The following is a 21,498-nucleotide window of genomic DNA, read 5'->3' as shown; positions in this document are numbered from 1 at the left end:
CGTGTAGATTATCTAGAACATTTCAAGGAATGCGGTGGTATATCTTCGCGCGTCCATTTTTCGACGGCCGGCCGCCCCGCGAACGCAACTCTTACCGCCGCGCTCGGGAAACGCCACTCCATGCGCGACCACTTCGAACTCCGCGACGGGGACCTCGCCGGGCGCATCGGCCGCCTTTCGGTCCCCCGTGCGGGGGTCACCGTCGAGACGCCGGCGCTCCTGCCGGTCGTCAACCCCAACATCGACACGATCTCGCCCGCGCGACTGGAGTCCGAGTTCGGCGCGGACATCCTCATCACGAACTCCTACATCATCAAGACGAACGAGCACCTCCGCGAGGAGGCGCTGGACGTGGGTCTCCACGAGATGCTGGACTTCCACGGGGCCATCATGACCGACTCGGGGTCGTTCCAACTCGCCGAGTACGGCGAAATCGACACGACGACCGAGGAGATTCTGCAGTTCCAGCGGGACATCGGCACCGACATCGCCACGCCGGTCGACATCCCGACGCCGCCGGACGTGGCCCGCGAGCAGGCCGAGACGGACCTCGAAATCACGAAACGGGCCCTCGCCGACGCCGAGGCGGCCGACACGGGCGAGATGCTCGTCAACGCACCCGTTCAGGGGTCGACCTACCCGGACCTCCGCGAGGAGGCCGGCCGCCACGCCGACGCGACCGACCTCGACGTGTTCCCCGTCGGCGCGGTCGTGCCGATGATGAACGCCTACCGCTACGACGACATGGTCGACGCCGTCGCGGCCGCCAAGCGCGGCCTCGGCGTCGACGCCCCGGTCCACCTGTTCGGCGCGGGCCACCCGATGATGCTCGCGCTCGCCGTCGCGCTCGGCTGTGACCTGTTCGACTCCGCCGCCTACGCTCTCTACGCCCGCGACGGGCGCTATCTCACGGTCCGCGGCACCGAACACCTCGAAGACCTCGACTACCTCCCGTGTACCTGCCCCATCTGCACGGAGTACTCGCCGGACGACCTGCGCGCGAAGGGGTCGAAACGACAGGAGCAGCTGCTCGCCGAGCACAACCTCCACGTCACGTTCGCGGAACTCCGCCGCATCAAGCAGGCCATCCGCGACGGCGACCTCATGGAACTCGTCGAGGAGCGCGCCCGCTCGCACCCGGCGATGCTCGACGGCTACCGGGCCCTCCTCGACCACGTCGACCAGCTCGAACGCGAGGACCCCGCCTCGAAGGGCGCGTTCTTCTACGCCTCCAACGAGAGCGCCCACCGCCCCGAGGTCGCGCGCCACCACGACCGCATGGACCGCCTGACCGCCGAGGGCCACGTCCTCCTCACCGAGGGCGGCACCCCCTCCGGCGACGACTTCGACGCGACGTGGCGGGTCGTCCCGCCGTTCGGCCCGTTCCCGCGGGCGCTCTCCGAGACGTATCCGCTCACCGCCGAGGTGCCCGAGCGCCTCGACCGCGACGCCTACGAGCAGGCCGCCCGCGGCGTCTCGCGGCTGGTCGAGGAGAACCCCGACGCGGCGTTCACGCTGGCGCACGACGACTGGCCCGAGTCGGCGCTCGCCCGCGTTCCCGAATCGGTCGAGTTGGAGTCGCTGTCGGCGGTTTCCGAGCGGTTGGCCGACGAGGCGTCGGCCGAGAGTGACGACGTGCGCGTCGAGGGCGACGACGGTTCGGCGTCGACCGAGGAGTAGCCGCGTCGGCCGCATCGGTTGCGGTGGTCGCGTCGGTTTCGTCGGTCGCGTCGGCGTCTGTCGGTCGATGCTCTTAGGTTCACCCGACGTATCAACGAACACGATGGAGGCTGTCCTCTGGTACGTGCTCACGGGAACCCGCGGCGGTGAAAACCGTGTGCGCATCCTCAAGACCGTCGAGGAACAGCCCCGAAACGCCAACCAGTTGGCCGAGACGCTCGACCTCGACTACAAGACCGTCCGGCACCACCTCGACGTGCTCATGGACAACGACGTGGTCCAGCGCAGCGGCGACGACTACGGCGCGGTCTACCTCCCGTCGCCGCGGTGTCGCGCCAACTGGGAGACCGTCGAGACAATCGTCGAGCGGATGGACTGAGCATGCAGGCCACGGACGCGGTGATTATGGACAGATTTGGGAAAGCGTATATCAGGATGACGGGGAAAGGGGAGAACGAATGAGTATCTGGGTGGACGTCGCGACGGTCTCCTCGGGCGTCAACGTCGTCGTGCTCCTCGCACTGTCGGCGGTGTGGGCCCGAAACTACCTTACCTTCAGGTCCAAACACGCCGTCGGCCTCCTCGTGTTCGGGGTGTTCCTCCTCGCCGAGAACGCGCTCGCGTTCTACATGTACATCCTCGACCCGACGCTCTCGGGGTGGTTCAGCACCGACGTCCCCGTCATCGCGTGGCGGCTGATGATGCTGTTACACGTCTTCGAGACGCTCGGCCTCGCGTTCCTCGCGTGGATTACGTTCGACTGACGGCTTGTTCTTCCCCGGAGTCGGCGTTATTGCAGTCGAATCTGCGTGCTGCGCGATGAGTCACTGCAAATGCAGGCAATAGGCTCAGACGTGGCGCGTTCGAACCGCCCGGCATGGGGAGTCTCGGTCTGAAGGAAGCGGTCGCTATGGCTCTCGGTGGGATGATCGGCGGCGGCATCTACTCGGCGTTCGGCATCGTCGTCGCCATCTCCGGGTCCGTCGCCTGGCTCGCGTTTCTCCTCGCTGGAACCGTCGCCATGTGTGCCGGGTACAGTTACGTCAAACTCAACGAACTCGCGGACGACACGGGCGGTGCACCGACGTTCATCCGGGCGTTCGTCGGTAGCGACACCCTCGCGGGGATGACGGGGTGGACGCTCCTGTTCGGCTACATCGGGTCGATGGCGCTGTACGCCTACGCCTTCTCGTCGTTCTTCTCCGAGATGGTCGGTCGGTTGCACGTGCTGGGGTTCCCCCTCGCCAGCGTGGTGTCGGTGGTTCTCATCGGGCTCTTCGTCGGGCTCAACCTGCTCGGGGCCGCCGAGACCGGGAAGGCCGAGGACGTGCTCACGTTCTTCAAAATCGTCGTCATCGGCGTCTTCGGCGTCTGGGGCGTCTGGTACGCGGCCAACGGTCACACGATTTCGCTCGGCCTCGGAGAGCTCGCCAGCCTCGGCCCCGTTATGGGCGCGGCGATGTCGTTCGTCGCCTTTCAGGGGTGGCAGCTCTTGCTGTACGACCAAGGGCAGTTCGAAAAGCCGGTCGAGAACATCCGCAAGGCCATCTACGTCTCGATTCCCGCGGCGACGCTGCTCTACATGCTCGTCGCGTGGACGACCGTGAGCCTGCTCGACCTCTCGGTCATCGCCGTCGCGCCGGAGACGTCGCTGCTCTACGCCGGCATCGAGTTCATGGGCCGGTTCGGCGCGTTCGTCATCGGGCTTTCGGCGCTGTTTTCGACCGCCAGCGCGGTCAACGCGACGCTGTTCAGCGGCGCGCAGTTCTCCAGCGGTCTCGTGGGGATGGGGCTGGTACCCGACCAGTTCGGCGGGACCGACGGCGAGGTTCCGAAAACCATCGTCGTCGTCCTCGGGGTGCTGTCGGCCGCGTTCGCGGTGTACGGCAGCCTCCGGAGCATCACCTCGTTCGCCTCGCTGGCGTTCATCGCCGTCTTCGGCGGGATAAGCTACCTCGCGTTCGACCGCCGGCGCGATATCGAGGGGCTGGTCACGCCGCTTCCCCTCGTCGGCCTCGTCGGCACGGCGCTTTTCTTCCCGCTTCTCCTGTACGACCTCTACGTCACCAGTCCGGGGACGTTCTTCCTCGTGTGTCTCATCTCCGTGCTGGTCGTCGGGAGCGAACTGCTCTACTTCGAACGCGAACCGGTCGCGGAGACGCTCCCGTGGATGGGCAACGAGTGACAACTTCGACACCATGACTGACAACGACTCCAGACGGCTGACGCGGCGTCGCGCGCTGAAGGGACTCGGAAGCATCGCCGGAGCGACCGCGCTCGCGGGCTGTTCGACCGACTCGATTCCCGGCGCGTCGTCGGGGCGACACCTCCGGTACGCACAGGTGTTGCCGCCGGTGTCGCTCGACCCGGTCGAACTCGACGACCCGTGGTCGGCACAGGCGGCGTCGGCCGCGTTTCAGGGCCTCTACGCGTACGACGCCGAGTTGAACCTCGTCCCCGTCCTCGCCGACGGAGCGCCGACGAAGCGAGACGAGACGACCTACGAGGTGTCGGTGGCGGACGACGCGACGTTCCACGACGGCAGCGCCGTCCGCGCCGCGGACGTCGCGTACTCGTTCGAGGCACCGGTGAGAGAAGACACCCCGAACCGGTGGGCGGTCGAGATGGTCGCGGACGCCACGGCGGTCGACGAAACCACCGTCGAGTTCGACCTGCGGTACCCGTACCCCGCCTTCGAGCACTCACTGACGCGGCCCATCGTCCCCGAACACGTCCGCGAGGCGGACCGCGAGGCGTTCGGGACAGACACCGTCGTCGGGTCGGGACCCTACGAGTGCACCGAGTTCACGGAGGGGGCCTCGGCGGTGTTCGAGGTCCGCGACGACGTCTGGGGACCCGCCGACCCGGCGGTCGAACGGGTCACCTTCATCGGCAACCACGCGGGCCTCGCGCGGACGATGAGCCTCAAGACGGGGCAAAACGACATCGTGGAGCGGGTCCAGCCGAAACTGTGGGAGGCGACGGCGGCGATGCCGCACGCGAACGTGGTCTCCACCGAGAGCTTCAACTACCACTTCGTCGGCTTCAACACGAGCGCCGGTCCGATGGCGAGTCCGAAAGCCCGCGAGGCCGTCGACTACCTGTTCTCGATGGACGACCTCGTCCGACACGTCGTCGAACCGGCCGGTCGCCGTCAACACAGCCCCGTTCCGAACCGGGTCGCGAAGGCGTGGGACATGCCGCTCGAAGCGTGGAAGGACGTTCCGCACGGGGCGAACGAGACGAAGGCGAAACGGCTGTTACACGCGGAACTGGAGCGAATGGGTATCGACAACTGGACGCCGAACGTCGCCGTCCCGAAGCACGACCTGCTCCGACAGAAAATCGGGACCAAACTCGTCAACAAACTGCGGGACATCGGCTTCCGACGCGCCCGGACGACGTCGTATCACTGGCGGGAGTACCGCGACAAGGTCGCGACCGGCGACTCGGAGACGTACGCCATGTTCGTCGGGTCGTGGTCGGGGTTCGCCGACCCCGACACGTTCCTGTACCCGCTGTTCCACGAGAACATGGAGGGGTTGACCAACGGGACGTTCTACGGGGACGAGGCGGTGATGGAACACATCTCGAAGGCGCGGGCGACCGCGGACAGACAGGAGAGACAGACGCACTACGAGCAGGCGATCACGACGCTCCTCGAAGACCGGGTTCACCTCCCGGCGTTCACGCTCGACAACTCCTTCGGCGTCAAACAGCGCGTCGACGGTTTCGAACCGCACCCGCTCGCGGCGCAGAACCCGCGACTCGTCTCGGGAGAGGGCGTCCTCGGACTGACGGACTGACGCTTCCGGGCCGCGGCCTCACTCGCGGTGTTTCCGCTCGTGGGTCGGGTGCTCGGAGATGTAGACGCTCGTGTGGTCCGGCACGTCTTCGGTGACCCACGAGTTCGCGCCGATGCTCACGTGGTCGCCGACGGAGACCGCGCCGAGCACCTTGGTCCCCGCGCCGATGACGACGCTGTCGCCGATGTCGGGGTGGCGCTTGTACCCCTTCTTGAGCGAGTGCTCGTCGTCTTCGTCCTCCTCGAAGTGGAGCGCGCCGAGCGTCACGTCCTGATAGATGCGCGCCCACTCGCCGATGGTCGCCGTCTCGCCGATGACGACGCCGGTGCCGTGGTCGATGAAGAAGTAGTCGCCGATGGTCGCGCCGGGGTGGATGTCGATGCCCGACTCCATCTTCGCGTACTCGGTGAGTTCGCGGGCGTACGCCGGCGCGCCGGCCTCGTAGAAGGCGTGGGCGACGCGGTGGACCACGATGGCTTGCACGCCGGGGTACGACCGGATGATTTCGAGGTAGCCGCGCGCGGCCGGGTCGCCCTTGTACGCCGCCTCCACGTCCTTTTTCAGCGTCTCGCGGATATCCGGGAGTCTCCTCACGACCTCGTCAACGATTGGTGCGGGGTCCTCGTCCGTGTAGGGCTCGATACCGGAGTGACAGAGCGCTCCGAAGTTGGCGACGGCGTCGCGGAGCAGTTCCTCGTCACCGACCCACGGTCCCGCGTTCCAACAGCGCGGGAACAGGAGGCGCTTGATGAGGTCGACGTCCTCTCGCAGGTGGTTCTGTCGGGGGAACGAAAGCGACGTGTCCGTGGGGAAGGGGTCGTCGTCGGCCCGGTAGGACGCCGCGAGCCCGAGATGCGCGTCGCCCGAGTAGGTGTAGGACATCCGATAGCGATAGTTGGTGTACGAGCGGTATTTAACTCCCCGTTTATCGGGTCCGCGCCGCCGCCCCCGAGCCGCGCTCCGCGCCGCCTCCCGCTCGCCCCGGCCGACTGCTCGATGCGACTTCTGGCCGCCGAAACCGGGCGACTGGGGACACATCGGGGAGAGATTTGGGTGACAGTTCGGAAAATCTTCTTTTAAATATTCGCCCCCGTCTGAGACATGCGACGCACACTCGCAGTGTTGATGACACTCGTCGTGGTCGTCGGGGGCATCCCGGCGGCCGCAGCGGCACAACAGGAGACCACGGCCGTCTCCTTCGAGAACCAAGCGACGGGCGGGACGACCGTGACGGTCGACTCCGTCACGCTCCCCGAGGGCGGCTTCGTGACGATTCACGACGCCTCCGTCACGGACGGGAACGTCCTCGGGAGCGTCGTCGGCTCGTCGGCGTACCTTTCGGCCGGCACCCACGAGGACGTGACCGTTCACCTCGACGAACCAATCGACGAGTCCGGCACGTTCGTCGCCATGCCCCACATGGACACCGACGGCGACCGCGTCTACTCGTTCGTCGCGGCCAACGGCGAGGCCGACGGCCCGTACACGGCCGACGGGAGCGCCGTCGTCGACACCGCGACGGTCGACGCGAGCGCGACCGTCTCGATGTCCGACCAGCCCACGACCGGCGACTCGGTCGTGGTCGACCGCGTCGAACTCTCGCAGGGCGGCTTCGTGACGATTCACGACGCCTCCGTCACCGAGGGCCAGGTGTTCGAGAGCATCCGCGGCACCTCCGCGTACCTGCCCGCCGGCGTCCACGAGAACGTCCGCGTCGAGCTGGACGCGCCCGTGACCGAGAACACGACGCTCGTCCCGATGGCGCACATGGACACCGACGGCGACGAGACGTACACGTTCCCCGAGTCCGGGGGAGAGACCGACGGCCCGTACACGGCTGACGGGAGCGCCGTCGTCGACACCGCGATGGCAATGCCTTCGGACACCGCGAGCGTGAACTACACCGCGAAGGCCACCGGCGGCTACTCCGTGGTCGTCGACTCGGCGTACCTGCCTGACGGCGGCTTCGTGACGGTCCACGACGGCACCGTCACCGAGGGCGCGGTGTTCGAGAGCATCCGCGGCACCTCCGCGTACCTCGAACCCGGCCTGCACCGCGACGTGCGGGTCACCCTCGACGCGCCGTTGAACGAGACGACCACCGTCGTCCCGATGGCGCACATGGACACCGATGACGACGAAATGTACACCTTCCCCGAGTCGGAAGGCGAGGCCGACGGTCCGTACACGGCTGACGGCAGCGCCGTCGTCGACAGCGGCGACGCGACCGTCTCCGCCAGCGTCGACTACGCGACGAAATCGTCGGACGGCGCGACCGTCGTGGTCGACCGGGTCGAACTCTCGCAGGGCGGCTTCGTGACGATTCACGACCCGTCGCTGTCGGGCGGCGCGGTGTTCGACAGCGTGGTCGGCACCTCGATGTACCTCCCGGCCGGCGTCCACGAGAACGTCGAAGTCACCCTCGACGAGCCGATTCGCTCCTCGCAGGTGCTCACTCCCATGGCGCACATGGACACCAACGACAACGAGGCCTACGACTTCGTGACCAGCGAGGGCGACGCGGACGGCCCGTACACCGCTGACGGCGGCGCGGTCGTCGCCAGCGCCCACACCTCGGTCAACGCGGTCGTGACCGCGATGGACCAGTCCGGCGACGGCGCGACCGTCACCGTCGAGTCCGTCACGCTCCACGACGGCGGCTTCGTGACGGTCCACGACGCCTCCGTCACCGAGGGCCAGGTCTTCGAGAGCGTCCGCGGCACTTCCGCGTACCTCGAACCCGGCACCCACGAGAACGTCGAAATCACCCTCGACGCGCCGTTCGAGGAGTCCGGCACCATCGTTCCGATGGCGCACATGGACACCAACGGCAACGAGGCCTACGACTTCGTGACCGGCGAGGGCGCGAACGACGGTCCCTACGTGGCCGCCGGCGGCGCGGTCGTCACCACGGCCGACTACACGGTCGAAGGCACGATGACCGAGACGACGACCGACGAGCCGGCCGACTCGATGACCGACGAGCCGACCGACTCGATGACCGACGAACCCACGACCGAGATGACGGACGAGTCCATGGAGACGACGACCGAGTCGTCCACCGACGCGCCCGGCTTCGGTCTCGTCGTGGCCCTCGTCGCGCTCGTCGCGGCGGCGCTCGTCGCCGCCCGGCGTCGGTAACCCCCTGACGACGCACCGGCCCACCACCACACAGAGGCACCCTTTTTCGTACGCCGCGCGGGTCACAAGCCACCCCCGCGCGGCACGCGCCCCGCTTCGGGGTTATTTCGTCTCTTTCATCCGCGCCGCGTAGTCCCACGTGTGCACCCGCTCGGGACGAATCCGAATCACGACCTCGTCGCGCTCGGGCGAGAGCAATCGCTTCGCCAGTTCCGAGTCGGTGTCGCCGAGATAGCGCGCGATGAGTCGTCGCAGAACGTCTTTCTCCGCGTCGGGTTCGACGGTCGCGGTCCCCCGACCGCGGACGCCCCGGTACGGCGGGTCGTTGGTCGAGATTTCGAACGCCACGTCGTCGCGGGCGCGGAGGAATCGCACCACGTCGGCGTCGGCAGAGGTGGCACACCGGAGTTCGACCGCCTCGGGGTCCCACTCGTACCACAGCGAGAGCATCCAGAGGTCGTCCGCCGGGGTGCGACACGAGAGCCGAACCGGGACGGTCGCGTCGGCGAGGAAGTGGTCGACGCGGTCGCGCGACCACGGTCCGGAGGGGTCGGAGGCGTCCATAGTGGTCGTTCGGTCGGGACGGGCTAAACTCGGTAGGCTCGGTGGAAGTAGAGCCGCCGAACTGGTGAGTCGGCCGCCGGCGGGTCCGCCGTGCCACCAGACATACGGGTGTCAGGACACAAGCCCACGTGATGACGGACACAGACCTCGGTACGGCGGTAATCGTCTACGACGACCCCGGCGAGGGAACCGTCGAGAAACGCGTCGAAAACGAGAACATCGCCTACTTTCAGGACCACTGGATAGTCAAACTCGACGAGGACGCCGGCGGCAACGACGTCGTCCGCCGGATTCCGATTCAGCGAGTCCACTACGTCGAGCGCTCCGTCGAGGAGTTCGAGACGGAGGTCAAGACGCTCCGAAACCAGGTCGAGTCGTTCGCGAAGAACCTGCAGTCGTCCCTGCTCGGCGGTAGTGACGACGCGGACGCCGACGCGCGAACGCAGGAACCCCAGCGCATCGAAGTCGAAGACGGTCGGTCAAACGAGTAGTCCGTCGTCTCCGCTGTTTTTCGCGTAACTCGACGTTTACGAAGAGTCCCCGCGTTCCACCCGTTTCGGCGCGCCCGCAGAAGACAAGTTAATTGCCTATCGGGGGCCGAAAGCGGGTATGACCGATTACTTCGAGGTTCACGCCCGCGACGGCGCCGCCCGAATCGGGGAGTTGCGGCTCTCCGAGCCGGTGACGACGCCGGCGGTCGCGGACGACGTGCTCGCGGACGCCGGCAGTCTCTGGGCGGCCGACCGCGAGTTCCCCGACGGCTCCGACGACGCGCTGACCGTGCTCCCGCATCGGTCGCTCCCCGCCGGGAGCGCCGACGAAGTGCGCGAGTCGTTCGCCGTGGACTACCCGGACGCGGAGTTCCCCTCGGCCGCCGTCGTCACCGCCGACACGGCCGCCGACTACGGCGCTGACGCCTACGTCCTCTCCGACGCGCAGGGCTTCGTCGGCCACGCGCGCGCCTTCCGCGACAACGTCATCGAGGCGAAGGAGAACCTGCCCGCCGACACGGCGCTCATGCTCTCGGGCGTCGCCACGCCGCGGAACGTCTCGCTTCTCGTCTACGCGGGCGTCGACCTCGTCGACGAGAAACTCGCCCGCGCCCGCGGACTGGAGGGCTTCTACCTCACGAGCGACGGCGAGTACTTCCTCGAAGACCTCGACGAACTCCCCTGCGCCTGCGAGGCCTGCCGGACGCCCGCCTCGGAGTTCACCCGCGCCGACGCCGCCGACCACAACGCCAACGCCCTGCGCGCCGAACTCGCGCGGGTCCGACGCCGCGTCCGCGACGGTCGGCTCCGCGACTACGTGGAGGGGCAGGCCCGCCACGACCAGTGGCTGACCGCCCTGTTCCGCCGGTTCGACCAGCAGTACAGCTTCATGGAGGAGCGGGTCCCCGTCATCCGCGACTCGGAGCTCACCGCGGCGTCCGAGGAGTCCATCGACCGCGTGGAGATTCAGCGGTTCGCCGACCGCGTGACGAAACGCTACCGCAACCGCTTCGACAACCCGCTCGTGCTCCTGCCGTGTTCGGCGAAGAAACCCTACAGCGAGTCCCAGAGCCACCGGCAGTTCCAGGAGGCCGTCCAGTACCGCGCGCACATGGTGTCGATGACCTCGCCCATCGGCGTCGTCCCGCAGGAACTCGAACTCACCTACCCCGCCCAGCACTACGACTCGGTCGTCACGGGCGACTGGTCGGAAGACGAGAAGTCGTTCGTCGCCGAGGTGCTTCGGCGCTACCTAGAGCGCAACGACTACCCGCGAATCGTCGCGCACGTCCCGCCGGGCGCGTACACGGAAATCGTCGAGCGCGTCGCGGACGACCTCGACCTCGACGTGGAGTTCACGGTCTCCGAGCACCCGACGACGACGGAGTCCATCGGGAACCTCATGCGGACGCTCGACGGCGAACCCAAGTTCACCCGCGAGGAGCGCGAGCATAACGTCGTGAAGGCCCTCGCCGACTACCAACTCGGCCCGGACGCGGGCGACGCGCTCTTTGCGGACGTGGAGTTGGAGATGACGAGTCGGTTCCCCAAGCTACAGGTGTGGAACGACGCGGGCGTGCAGTTGGCGACGATGGTCCCGCAGTACGGCGTGCTCTCCTTCACGCTCGAAGGCGCGAAGGTGTGGCGCGACAGCGACGCGCCGACGAAGACGGTCGAAATCGACGGGTTCGTCCCGCACGGGTCGGTCCTCGCGCCGGGCGTCGTCGACGCCGACGCGGACATCCGCCCGGGCGACGAAGTCGTCGTCGAGGGCCCGAAGGCGTTCGCCATCGGCCGCGCGGAGATGGGCGGGCGCGAACTGGTCGAGTCCACGCGCGGCATCGGCGTCGAGATTCGGCACGTCGAAGAGCGATAGCTTCGAACCCGGTTCGGAGAGGGGGGGGCTCCGACTCGGCCCGAAAACCGCCCGACACGCCGAAGACACCCTCGAAATCACATCTCTCTGATGATTCGTTCCGCGGTGGTTAATCAGCCTTTGAACGCCGCTAAATGGGGCGTATACCCGGATTTCTGTGCACCCGATCATGGCGGAAATATCATGTCACTACAACTTTAAGTAGCATCCCGGCCCAAGGTGGGCAATGATGGCAGAACGACACGAGGGAGAACGACCGGAGCTCGACGAGCTTCCCGACGAGAGAGCGGTAGACTGGACGATCACCCGTGCGCTGTTGGCGGCGAGCGATTCGACGTCCCGCGCTTTGGAATCACACCTGTTGCGGGTGCAGTACCGCGGTGACGCCGACCTCGACACGGCGGCGACGGCCCGACACATCGACGACGCGATCGACCGACACGCGCGAATTCTCGAGGATTTACGCCTCGCGCGCGACGCGCTCGAACACCGGTAACCCGACCCGAGGCCGCCGCGTCGTTGTCCCTCGCCGCGCGAACCGGACCGTACGCCCTCTCACATAAGTTGTTTATTTAACAGCGGCTACGAACAACCGTGTATGAAGTTGGCCGTCCCAACTGACTTCGACATCCTCGAAGCGCTCTCAGATCGGAGGCGAAACACCGCCGTGAACCTCTCGTATATCCTCGACAAGAACCGCTCGTACATCAACACGCGACTGCCGATTCTCGCGGACTACGGCCTGTTGGCGCGAGTCGGCCCCGCGCCGAACTCCGGGCTGTACGAAATCACCGACAAGGGACTGGTCGTCCTCGACAACCGCGACCAGTACCGAACCGACGGCGTCGACTTCGACGCCCTCGTCGACTCCGAACTCAGGGCACGGACCGACGAGACGGACGCATAACGGCGAACGACGCGCCGAAACCGGAGGTCGGGACGGCCTTCGGAGGCACCCCGGCGCGCTGTTCCTCGCGGGGAGTGGCGACGCCGCTCGGCCCCGCGTTCTCGACGGGTCCGCGGTGTCGGAAACCGCCCGCGCTGTGAAGCGGTCGCCGCCGCCTTTTTGCCGCTTTGCCGCCCAGTTCGAGGTATGGCTGTCGAACCACTCTCGCTCGGCGTTCCGAAACCCATCATCGACTCGCTCCCGGAGGCGGACGGCACGGCGGCACAGGACATGCAACGCGCCGTCGACGGACTCGAAACGCGACTGAACCGCGCGATCGAGGACGCCGACACGGAATCCGAGGCCGCCGGTTACGTCGTCGACGCGCTCGAACGCCTCGAAGGCCACTACGAGCGCTACGACGAGTTCATCCCCGAACTCCGCGCGTGGGGCCAGTCGCCCATCTACGCCATCGCGTGGCGGAACCTCCAAGCGGACCTCATCCTCCAAATCGAGGAGTACGAGTGGTTGAAACCACATATCGACCGGGAACGGAACCTCCGACTGGTCGAAGACGGCATCAGATTCGGCAAGTAGCCGAGGCGTCCGCGGTACCGACTGACGGTCTGCTTTCGAACCACACGACTATTTTCCCCGACTGTTGTGTGCTAATTATGAAATACAGTGGACGCGCTCCCGAGCCGTCATTCTTTGGTCTAGACACGTACAAGGTTGGTGCATGAGTGAAGTTAGTGATATTACGGGAGAAGTCCGAAAGAAGAGTGATTAGTAGTTCAATATCTGTCTCGGTGGTCAAATATCGAACTCGTGATTAACTATTCGATCTCAGATTCCAATAGGAAGGATTGTGAGTGTAATACTATATTAATGGAGTGATATTCCGGTCGGCTGTGTCCTCGAAACCGCGCGCGTTCAGTCAGCCGACGCGTTCAGTCGCCGCGGGACCGCGAGCACGCTCGCACCTCGGTCGTGTGACCGACTGGCGGTTCGAAGTCGAGCGACTCCGCATCGACTTTCCGACAGATGTGGAGACGACAGTCGCTAGTGAGGACAGTCAGTCGCGCCCCGTGAAGGGTGACCGAACCTAATGGGGAAGGGGGGGAAGGGGGATGAGTTCGGTCAATTGGATGCGTCCGAGGGGTTACTCTGTACGGTACTGCATCCGATTGAATACAATCGCTTCGAATATATAAATGATTCTGATTATCAGCGCGACGAACAGTATCGCGGAAGGTATAACGAATGTAACGTCGTTACAGCTTGGCCGGCTCTGCGTTTCGGTGCCGGTGGTTGGTCTGTCGAAGCCCCTCTCAGTCCGTCGTGGCGTCGTCGTCGGCGCGGACGAAGGCGAGGAGTCGCCGCGAGAATCCATCGACACCTCGACGAGTGGCGACCGACCGCGGTTCGACCCCGGGCGCGGTTGACGGACGCGATTTCGCTACTTAACCTGCCGCTCTACCCACTCGCTCGCATCGACGAGGAGGTCCGACAGCGCCTCCTCGACGGGCACGTCACCCGCGAGACCGACGCTCCAGGTGACCTGCGACTGAATCGCCTGCAGGTTGAGCATCGTGTTCTGGACCCGCGACGCCAGTACCACCGGAACCGTCGCGTCGAACCGGCGGATTCCTTTGACCGCCTCGACGCCGTCGAACGCCGGCGGGGCGTGGAGGCAGACGACGAGATGCACCGGCCCGTCGGTCAATCGCTCGAACAACTCCCGACTCGACCCCACGAACTCGACGTCCACGTCGCGGTCTGTCGCAATCGGACCCGCCGGTGGCGGACCGTAGGCGAGGATGCGCGGCGTCGCCGCTATGGTTGTCTCGGACACGCATCAGACTGTTCGCCCAGAGAGTATTTGACACTTTCTCCGGCCCGAGACGACGCCGGCCGCCGACGGCGGTCGCGCCCGGCGGTGGCACGCGGGACCGCTCGCCGGCGTCGCCGGTTGTCGTCAGTCGTCGGTCGTCGGTTCAGAACAGGGAGTCGAGGCGGTCGTCGACGACGGCCTCCGCTTTGTCTCCGTTGTCGGCGGCGTCGCCGGCCTCCCGTTCGCGGCGGTCCCGCTCGGCCTCGACGGCGGTCGACCGGACTTCGGCCACGCGGTCGCTCCGCGACACGTCGCCGAGGAGGACAAGCACGCCGACGTGGTTCGACTCCGGAAGCGGGTAGTCGCCGCCGCGGACCTCCATGCTCCCGGTCTGCTCTTCGACCCACGTCCGACTCCGCTCGATGGCCTTCCGGTTGAGCCACTCGGGCGGGCCGCTGACGACGACCAGTCCCCGGGAGGCGGAGTCGACGTCGCACGGGAGCGTGAGTCGCCCGAGCACCGCCTTCCGCGTCTGGGTCGTGATGCGGTTGATGGAGTCGAGTTCGTCCGCCGACGACGACCCCCCGCCCAAGAGCCCGGAGATGCTGAACCCGCCGCCGTCGCCGCTCTCGGGGAGTTCGCTCGCCGCGTAGCCGATAGTCGAGATGCCGCCGCCGCGGAGGGTGTTGATGACCTCCGAGGAGTCGACGACGCTCTCGCCGACCGTCCCCGACTCGCCCACCTCGCCCGAGGCGAAGAGGATGCCGAGGCGGCGCACGAGTTCCTCGTTCATCGACTCGTGGGCCGCCGCGACGTCCTCGCCGCTTTCGGCCCACGCGCCGTTGTCGAACGCGAACACGTGGTCGGTCACGTCCACGAACGCCTTGAGCGACCGCGCGGCGTTGCGCGAGTACAGCGCCCCCTCGTCGGCGGCGGGGAGGACGCCGACGCCGTAGATGGGCTGTTCGTAGACGCGGTTGAGGTGCTTTGCGAGCACGGGGGCCGCGCCGCTCCCCGTGCCGCCGCCGAGACCCGCGAAGATGAGAAACGCGTCGGCCGTGGAGGTCGGCGCGCCGTCGGTGCCCCGCAGGAGCTGTCGGCTGTCGCGCTCGGCGAGTTCCGCGGCGAGTTCGTTGTCCGCGCCGACGCCGTGGCCGCTCACCTCGTCCGCGCCGAAGAGGATGCGGTTCTCCTCGGGGACGAGGTCGAGGCCGCGGAGGTCGGCCGACGCGGTGTTGTACGCGACCGCGTCGACGACGTAGTCGGCGTTCGTGCGCTGTTCGTACCGGAGGAGGGCATCGAGGACGTTTCCACCCGCTTGCCCCACGCCGAAGCAGAGGACCTTCATCGTCTCTCTTTGACACGTCATCAGTGGTGAATCTTCTGTTAGTACACTGTCACAGCCAGACTCGGACGCGCCGCCGACGGGGTAGTTCTATACGACCCCCGCGAGAACCATCGGCAGACGCCATGACCTGTCCGCGGTGTTCACAGCCCCTCTCGACGCTTTCGTTCGACGGCCGCGCGGCGCGCTACTGCGAGCGATGCGGCTTCGTCGGCGTCGAGACGGTCCACGAGCGCGACGCGCCGAGCCGAGAGTCGTGGGACGACGCGATAGCCCGCTTCCACGAGCGGGCGCTCGGCGAGGCGCGCGAGCGGGACGGGAACGCGGGCGGTGCTGGCGGAGCCGACGGCGGCGAGTCGACCGACGGCGACACCGAGGTCGAATCCGAGCGCAACGAGGTCGGCACAGAGGACGACGAGGACCACACAGAGAGCGACGAGGACGACAGCGACACGACTACCGACGCGGCTGATGCCGGTGACGACGAGGCCGACGACGAAGCCACCGACCGCGAGCCCAGTGGCTCACAACTGAAAAACGGGGAGGACGGCGACCGCGGGGACCGCGCGGACGAGTGAGCGCGCTCCCGGCGGCGCGTCGACCTCGGTCGTGACGTACTGTCCGGTCGGGGGCGTCGGTTCGGGCCGGCGCTCAGTTCGATTCCGGCGCGGCTTCCGCTTCGGGTTCCGGTTCGGGTTCGGAGGCGCTCCCGTCGGACTCCTCTTCGGAGCGGGCGGCGACGAGCGACCCGCGGGCGACGCTGTAGAGGGGTCGGTCGATGCTCCGGACCTCGTTGACCGAGAACGGAATCGTCGAGTCTTCGAGGTGGTGTTCGAACAGCTCCTCGAAGCCGTCGGGGCTGGAGGTGCCGCCGGTGACGACGACGGGCACGTCGAGGCCCTCCTCGATGTCCTCCTCGTCGACCTCGCGTTCGATGTTCTCGATGACGTAGTCGAGGAGGTTCTCGTAGTAGATCGACAGCGCGCCCTCGACGCCGCCGACGTCGGTGCGGAAGTCGAGCTGGAAGTCGTCTTCCTTGATGGACGTGACCTTGTCGACGGCCGTGCCGGTGGCCTGTGCGGTCTGCTGGTCGATCCAGTCGCCGCCGCGGGCGATGGAGAACTGCATGACCGGCACCGCGTAGTACGCCAGGCAGATGTTCGTCATGCCCGCGCCGAAGGAGACGCCGAGGCCGGTGAAGTTGTTGTCGGCGAGCTCGCTGTAGATGACCGCCATCCCCTCGTTGATGGGTTCGGGGTCGTAGCCCATGTCGCCGAGCATCGATTCGAGCGTCTTGTCGTGATACAGCGTCGAGAGGTCCGAGTCGATGGGGTCGGCGGGACTCGAATAGAACAGGCGCTCGTTCGGCCGGGAGGGCGAGCCGACGACCTGCTCGATGATGAGCTTGATCATCGGAATCGCGGAGGACTCCTCGCTGGAGAGGATGCCGTGTTGCATCGGCCGTCGCGTCTCCTTGCCGAAGATGTTCGCGAAGTTGAGCGCGTCGTCGCCGACGACGTACACCTTGTCGTCCTTGCGGATGTGGAGCACGTCGCTCCGCGAGAGCATCTGCTCCGCCATGTCGCTGTAGTCGATTTCGACGAACGAGTTTCGCTGCTGGACAAATACGGTCTCACTCCCATCCTGACTCGCCGACAGGATGTTCATGGTACCTACGTCAAGGCCTTTCGCCATACCTCACGCGTCGTAGGGCTGTCGCATAAATCTGTATGCGGTTTTGACATTCATGTCGGCCGATGAATCCAACGCCGGACCGACGCCGCGTCACCCCCCGACCGCGGGGCCTCCCGCGACGGCTCAGGAGAACAGTCCGCGAATCCGGTCGACGACTCCCTCGGACTCCTCGCGTTCGGCGTCGGCCTGCTGTCGCTTCCGGAGTTCGGCCAGCGCGGCGGCCTGGTCGTCCGTGCTGTCGCCGACCGCCGTGTCCTTCTTGCCGCCGCGGAGCCCCTGGAGCCCGGCGACCGCGTCGTCGACGCCCCCGCCGCGCGTCTCGGTCGCCTTCGCGTTTTCGAAGCTCGCGCGGTCCACGTCGTCGACGGCGGAGGTGTCGAGCTTCAGGCGGGTGGTCTCGGTCTTGCGGACGCCGCCCCACGACAGTTCGGTGTTCGACAGCGCCTCGTCCATGTCGCGGCGGACCTGCGCGGAGACGGCTTCCTCGTCTTCCTCGTCGGTCGCGTCGGACTCCGCGTCGCTCCCGCCCGCGGCGGGGCCGCTCGTCTTCGCCCGGGCGATTTGGAAGCCGACGAGCGACGTGCCGCTGGCGGCGACGACCGCCACCGCGCCGAGCGAGTAGACGCCGACGATGCGGCCGCTCCGGTCGGCGCTCGCGGCGACGTTCCAGTTGTGGGGGTACGCGCCGACGAACTGGACGACGGCGACCGCACAGACGACCAGTCCCGCGCCCGCGAGGAGCTTCGGGAACCGGTACCGCGAGGGGAGCAAGACCACGACGGAGACGAGGAGGAGGGGAATCCCGAGCGCGCCGGTGACGCCCGCGACCTCGCGGAGTTCGTACTTGAAGATGTTCTCGGGCGGGATGCCGCCGCTCCACACCACCGCCGCGAGCGCGACGGCGAGCAGTCCGATAGCCGTAAAGAACAGCGCGAAGCCCGCGTAGACGGTCGTCTCGTCGGGGTCGGCGTCGACGTACCGTCGGTAGAGGGCGATGAGGGTGTTCTGCCCGTCACTCGACATACCTCAGACCATTCTCCCGCGCGACATATAATGTTCGCCGGGTTCGGCCTCGTCCCCTCGCCGGCGACCGGCCCGAGACCCCGTCACCGCCCGCCGGCGCGCTCGACGGTCACGTCGTAGGCGGCGACCGTGTCGTCGAGGGTCGCCTCGGCGAGCGTGGGGTCCGCGTCGAACCGGGCGCTGGTGAATCTGGCGGGGCCGTGGACGACGGTGTCGCCGAACGCCGCCGCATCGGTCACGTGGGCGTGTGCGAAGTCCAGTCGCCCGCCGATTTCGACGCCGAAGGTGAGTGACCCGACGGTGCAGTCCGAGAGGTCCACGTCGCGAGCGACGCGGACCCCCGAACAGAACAGTTCGTCGCCGAAGCGCGCGTGGTCGCAGATGACGCTTTCGCCCACGGCGGCTTCGACCAACCGGACGGGCGACTCGGCCGAACAGACCGCGTCGGAGAGTTCGAGCCCCCCGTCGACGGCCACGCGGACGAACGACGCCGGCCCCGACTCGAACCGCGCGCTCCGGAAGCGGAGCGCCCGGCCCTCGACGGTCGCGTTGTCGAAGTAGACCGGGCCGCCGAACGCGCAGTGGGTGAAGTCGACGGCCCCGTCGCGGGCGGTGAGTCCCGTGCAGTCGACCCGGCCGCCGAAGGCGGCGGTCGTCGCGTCGATGCCGCCGTCGACCGTGAGCCGGGTCGCGTCGAGTTCGCCCTCGACCGTCAGGTGTTCGAGCGAGAGGCCGTCGTCGACGGTCGCCGACGCGGCGACGACGCTCCCGCGGACGCGGCAGTGCGCCAGCGAGAGCCGACGGTCGAACGCGGCGTTCCCGAAGTCGAGGCGGCCGCCCAGTCGAGTGTGGGAGAACCACGCCGGCCCGCCGAACCTCGCCTTGGCGACGGACACGTCGTCGTCGACGACGCCCTTCCTGAACGTCGCCCCGGCCTCGAAGCGCGCCGCCGTCGCCACCACCGTCTCGGCGCTGAAGGCAGTCGCGTCGAAGCGCTCGTCGAAGCGCGCCTCGCAGAGCACCCAGCGGTCGCCAATCTGCAGGTGGCGACAGCTCACCGCCCCGGACGCGTCGAGACGCTGCATGCACACCGCGCCACCGACCGAGACGCGGTCGAGCCGGAGCGCGCCGTCGAGCGTCGCGTCGCGGAGGTCGATATCCGATTTCACCATCGCGCCGCGGAAGTCGAGCGACGCGTCGGACGGCGGCGTCACCCCCGCGAGGTCGATGCGTTCGAACGCCGCGCCGACGAACGCCGAGGGTCGCGCGTCGTCCTCGACCGCCTCGCGGAGCGCCTCGGTGACGGCCTCGGTGGGGGTTTCCTCGGCGGGTCGGTGGAAGAGACAGCGGTCTGACCCGCCGCTGGCGGGGTGCGGACACTGCCACACCGATGACGACTCGTCGGCACCCGTCTCGTCGGCGGCGTCGAAGACGTGCTCGTAGGTACAGTGCACGGTGCGTTCCACGTTACTCGACCGTTCGTCGTTATCACGTAAATAGATTGTCACGAGGTGTGCGCGTCGCGCTCCGCCACAGGGTCGCGGCCGTCCTCGCCGCGGTCGCGTTAGTCACTTCCCGACGAACGGCGCGCCGACTTCGGCGTCGCCGACGACGGCCGAAAACGTCGCCGCGAACTCGAAGTCGCGGACGGGGAGCGTCACCAGCCGAACCGTCTCGCCGGTGCTGTCGTGGAAGCCGACGACGGTGCGGTCGGATTCGAGTTCGACGGAACAGCCGGCGAAGACGGGGCGGTTGAGCTGTATCGTCCGCATCTCCCGCACCCGCTCGGGGGTCGCCTGCCCGCCGTCGTGTCGAATCTGGACGAGTCGCGTCTCGGTGAGGAGCACCGTCATCTCCTCGTAGTGGCTGACCGACCGGAGCGTCTCGCGCTCGCCGACGAACTGGTGAATCGACTCGTAGAAACTCACAGCCCGCCTACTCTGTCCACTCGTATCAACGTATCTACACAGTTGTTCACCGACGACGAGTTTTCGCCATCGGCGCGGGTTGCGAGGCTCACAACCCGCGACTCGAACGGACGGGCACCGACCGCCTGTCAGAGGCGAGCAGGCGGGACGGGTCGCCGTGACTGGGCGGTCGTGCTGTCCACATCCTGACCGACGCGACCGCCCGTCGCACAGTCGCCGTCCGGAGCATATCAACGTCTGCCCGGCGGCGCGGTCGGTCGAACGCGGAGCCGCCGCGGTCAGTCGGTGGCCTCAAGCGCCGGATCGCCCGCCAAGACGACGATGTCGGCCATCCCGCGCACGGACTCGAACGGAACTCGGACGCCGCGCGGACCGACCTCCAACCCCTCGGGCGGGTCCTCGACGGAGACGAGAAGCGCGGTCACGCGGTCGTCGTCGAGGTCGACACAGAGGTCGACGGCCTCGCCAAATCGATCGCCCGAGGCGGTGTACACGGGGCGGCCTTCGATGCTCGGAATCGGTTCGATGCCCGACGATAACTGGGGACCCATATCTCCGCTATCGGACGTGTCAATCAAAAATACCTCGGTCGGAACGGAACGACATCGCCGTTTCCCAACCGACCGCTGAACGGCGACCCCCGACCGTGGTGTGGTGTTTCAGCGCCACCGCGGTCGTCCCCCGCCCGACGACGCGGACAGCCCCGTTCGACGTGTATGCGGCTGATATTCGTGACCTCCGATATATTTTTTAGGAGCGCCTAAGAGATATCTATCTGGTCAGGACGAACCGAGCCTCGGTGTTCCTTCCGTAGACCCACCACCACTACCGAGGCCGACTGACCATCTTCGCGTCCCGACGAGTCTCCCGTGAGCGCCCGCGGTGTCTCTCGTCGCGGTGACCGATGGTCGTCGCCGGTCGGTGGTGTCGTTCCCGCCGCCGAGGGTGGCCCTCACGTTTTTGTTGCCGAGTCGACACCCTTCGATATGGTAGACAATCCGACACGGGCGTACGGTGCGCTGGCCGTCGTCGTCGCGGCGGCCATCAGCGGTGCCGTCATCCTCTCGGGATTCGTCGCTATCGACTTCGTGCTCGACGCGGTCACCGTCTGGGGCTACATGGCCGCGGTCGGCGTGATGGTCGTCTGCGCGGTCGTCAGCTGGCTGACCGACCTCCCCGGTATCCTGTCGGCCGAGTTCGGAGGAAACGGGCGGTAGGTCGCCGGGGCG

23 protein-coding genes are annotated in these 21,498 nt (G+C 67.2%); 14 read left to right on the top strand and 9 right to left on the bottom strand.

Features of this window, described 5'->3' with window-relative positions; translation table 11 throughout:
- The first annotated feature begins 120 nt into the window (after positions 1-120).
- The 5 genes from tgtA (at position 121) to BN996_RS01255 (ending at position 5,486) form a co-directional block, all read left to right on the top strand.
- A complete protein-coding gene (gene tgtA / locus BN996_RS01275; protein WP_042662635.1) occupies positions 121-1,680 on the top strand; it encodes a tRNA guanosine(15) transglycosylase TgtA in 1,560 nt (519 codons plus the stop codon).
- A gap of 103 nt (positions 1,681-1,783) precedes the next feature.
- The gene (locus tag BN996_RS01270; protein ID WP_004041883.1) at positions 1,784-2,059 is read left to right on the top strand and encodes a winged helix-turn-helix domain-containing protein; all 276 of its coding nucleotides are present in this window, start codon (positions 1,784-1,786) and stop codon (positions 2,057-2,059) included.
- 79 nt (positions 2,060-2,138) lie between these two features.
- Positions 2,139-2,444 carry a DUF8036 family membrane protein gene (locus BN996_RS01265; RefSeq protein WP_007276061.1) on the top strand — a complete coding sequence of 102 codons (306 nt, stop codon included), beginning with the start codon at positions 2,139-2,141 and terminating at the stop codon, positions 2,442-2,444.
- Positions 2,445-2,557: 113 nt separating this feature from the next.
- Entirely contained in the window at positions 2,558-3,865 is a 1,308-nt protein-coding gene (locus BN996_RS01260; protein WP_089776826.1) for an APC family permease, read from the top strand.
- A 13-nt stretch (positions 3,866-3,878) separates the two neighbouring features.
- Entirely contained in the window at positions 3,879-5,486 is a 1,608-nt protein-coding gene (locus tag BN996_RS01255; protein WP_089776825.1) for an ABC transporter substrate-binding protein, read from the top strand.
- Positions 5,487-5,504: 18 nt separating this feature from the next.
- On the opposite strand, the gene epsC is transcribed toward BN996_RS01255, so the two are convergent.
- On the bottom strand, positions 5,505-6,368 hold the full coding sequence (epsC, locus tag BN996_RS01250; protein ID WP_089776824.1) for a serine O-acetyltransferase EpsC: 864 nt from the start codon (positions 6,366-6,368) through the stop codon (positions 5,505-5,507).
- Positions 6,369-6,611: 243 nt separating this feature from the next.
- Here epsC and BN996_RS01245 point away from each other — a divergent pair, with 243 nt between their 5' ends.
- Positions 6,612-8,627 carry a DUF7282 domain-containing protein gene (locus BN996_RS01245; RefSeq protein ID WP_193310924.1) on the top strand — a complete coding sequence of 672 codons (2,016 nt, stop codon included), beginning with the start codon at positions 6,612-6,614 and terminating at the stop codon, positions 8,625-8,627.
- A gap of 102 nt (positions 8,628-8,729) precedes the next feature.
- On the opposite strand, the gene BN996_RS01240 is transcribed toward BN996_RS01245, so the two are convergent.
- Entirely contained in the window at positions 8,730-9,191 is a 462-nt protein-coding gene (locus tag BN996_RS01240) for a pyridoxamine 5'-phosphate oxidase family protein (protein ID WP_089776822.1), read from the bottom strand.
- 131 nt (positions 9,192-9,322) lie between these two features.
- Here BN996_RS01240 and BN996_RS01235 point away from each other — a divergent pair, with 131 nt between their 5' ends.
- The 6 genes from BN996_RS01235 to BN996_RS19650 all read left to right on the top strand — a co-directional run bounded on the left by BN996_RS01235 (position 9,323) and on the right by BN996_RS19650 (position 13,889).
- A complete protein-coding gene (locus BN996_RS01235; protein ID WP_089776821.1) occupies positions 9,323-9,682 on the top strand; it encodes a hypothetical protein in 360 nt (119 codons plus the stop codon).
- 118 nt (positions 9,683-9,800) lie between these two features.
- Positions 9,801-11,558: an archaeosine synthase gene (gene arcS, locus BN996_RS01230; protein WP_089776820.1), complete on the top strand. Its 1,758-nt coding sequence runs from the start codon at positions 9,801-9,803 to the stop codon at positions 11,556-11,558.
- A 226-nt stretch (positions 11,559-11,784) separates the two neighbouring features.
- The gene (locus BN996_RS01225; RefSeq protein ID WP_089776819.1) at positions 11,785-12,054 is read left to right on the top strand and encodes a DUF8103 family protein; all 270 of its coding nucleotides are present in this window, start codon (positions 11,785-11,787) and stop codon (positions 12,052-12,054) included.
- Positions 12,055-12,156: 102 nt separating this feature from the next.
- Entirely contained in the window at positions 12,157-12,465 is a 309-nt protein-coding gene (locus BN996_RS01220; protein WP_089776818.1) for a helix-turn-helix domain-containing protein, read from the top strand.
- A gap of 186 nt (positions 12,466-12,651) precedes the next feature.
- Positions 12,652-13,041, top strand: a complete 390-nt coding sequence (locus BN996_RS01215; protein WP_089776817.1) for a DUF7971 family protein — start codon at positions 12,652-12,654, stop codon at positions 13,039-13,041.
- A 617-nt stretch (positions 13,042-13,658) separates the two neighbouring features.
- Positions 13,659-13,889: a hypothetical protein gene (locus BN996_RS19650; protein ID WP_139043087.1), complete on the top strand. Its 231-nt coding sequence runs from the start codon at positions 13,659-13,661 to the stop codon at positions 13,887-13,889.
- A gap of 14 nt (positions 13,890-13,903) precedes the next feature.
- On the opposite strand, the gene BN996_RS01210 is transcribed toward BN996_RS19650, so the two are convergent.
- Together BN996_RS01210 and BN996_RS01205 are read right to left on the bottom strand one after the other, a co-directional pair.
- Positions 13,904-14,299: a histidine kinase gene (locus BN996_RS01210; RefSeq protein ID WP_089776816.1), complete on the bottom strand. Its 396-nt coding sequence runs from the start codon at positions 14,297-14,299 to the stop codon at positions 13,904-13,906.
- Between the two features lie 142 nt (positions 14,300-14,441).
- Positions 14,442-15,626 carry a tubulin/FtsZ family protein gene (locus BN996_RS01205; protein WP_089776815.1) on the bottom strand — a complete coding sequence of 395 codons (1,185 nt, stop codon included), beginning with the start codon at positions 15,624-15,626 and terminating at the stop codon, positions 14,442-14,444.
- Between the two features lie 122 nt (positions 15,627-15,748).
- On the opposite strand from BN996_RS01205, the gene BN996_RS01200 reads away from it, so the two are divergent.
- Complete coding sequence (locus tag BN996_RS01200) at positions 15,749-16,201, top strand: zinc finger domain-containing protein (protein WP_089776814.1); 453 nt, start codon at positions 15,749-15,751, stop codon at positions 16,199-16,201.
- Positions 16,202-16,274: 73 nt separating this feature from the next.
- Here the strand turns inward: BN996_RS01200 and BN996_RS01195 are convergent, their stop codons facing one another.
- The 5 genes from BN996_RS01195 to BN996_RS01175 all read right to left on the bottom strand — a co-directional run bounded on the left by BN996_RS01195 (position 16,275) and on the right by BN996_RS01175 (position 20,820).
- The gene (locus tag BN996_RS01195; RefSeq protein ID WP_449271624.1) at positions 16,275-17,318 is read right to left on the bottom strand and encodes a disk-shape morphogenesis protein volactin; all 1,044 of its coding nucleotides are present in this window, start codon (positions 17,316-17,318) and stop codon (positions 16,275-16,277) included.
- Between the two features lie 123 nt (positions 17,319-17,441).
- Complete coding sequence (locus BN996_RS01190; RefSeq protein WP_089776813.1) at positions 17,442-18,341, bottom strand: cell division protein CdpA domain-containing protein; 900 nt, start codon at positions 18,339-18,341, stop codon at positions 17,442-17,444.
- A gap of 83 nt (positions 18,342-18,424) precedes the next feature.
- Positions 18,425-19,807, bottom strand: coding sequence for a pentapeptide repeat-containing protein (locus BN996_RS01185; RefSeq protein ID WP_089776812.1), 1,383 nt, complete (start codon positions 19,805-19,807; stop codon positions 18,425-18,427).
- A gap of 102 nt (positions 19,808-19,909) precedes the next feature.
- The gene (locus BN996_RS01180; RefSeq protein ID WP_089776811.1) at positions 19,910-20,269 is read right to left on the bottom strand and encodes a hypothetical protein; all 360 of its coding nucleotides are present in this window, start codon (positions 20,267-20,269) and stop codon (positions 19,910-19,912) included.
- 278 nt (positions 20,270-20,547) lie between these two features.
- Positions 20,548-20,820: a PRC-barrel domain-containing protein gene (locus BN996_RS01175; protein WP_089776810.1), complete on the bottom strand. Its 273-nt coding sequence runs from the start codon at positions 20,818-20,820 to the stop codon at positions 20,548-20,550.
- A gap of 435 nt (positions 20,821-21,255) precedes the next feature.
- Here BN996_RS01175 and BN996_RS01170 point away from each other — a divergent pair, with 435 nt between their 5' ends.
- Entirely contained in the window at positions 21,256-21,486 is a 231-nt protein-coding gene (locus BN996_RS01170) for a hypothetical protein (protein ID WP_089776809.1), read from the top strand.
- The last annotated feature ends 12 nt before the right edge of the window (positions 21,487-21,498 follow it).

The sequence above is a fragment of the Haloferax massiliensis genome (assembly GCF_001368915.1).
Lineage (GTDB): Archaea > Halobacteriota > Halobacteria > Halobacteriales > Haloferacaceae > Haloferax > Haloferax massiliensis.
Note: the sequence above shows the minus strand (reverse complement) of the source record. Positions and strands in the feature narration are given on the sequence as shown.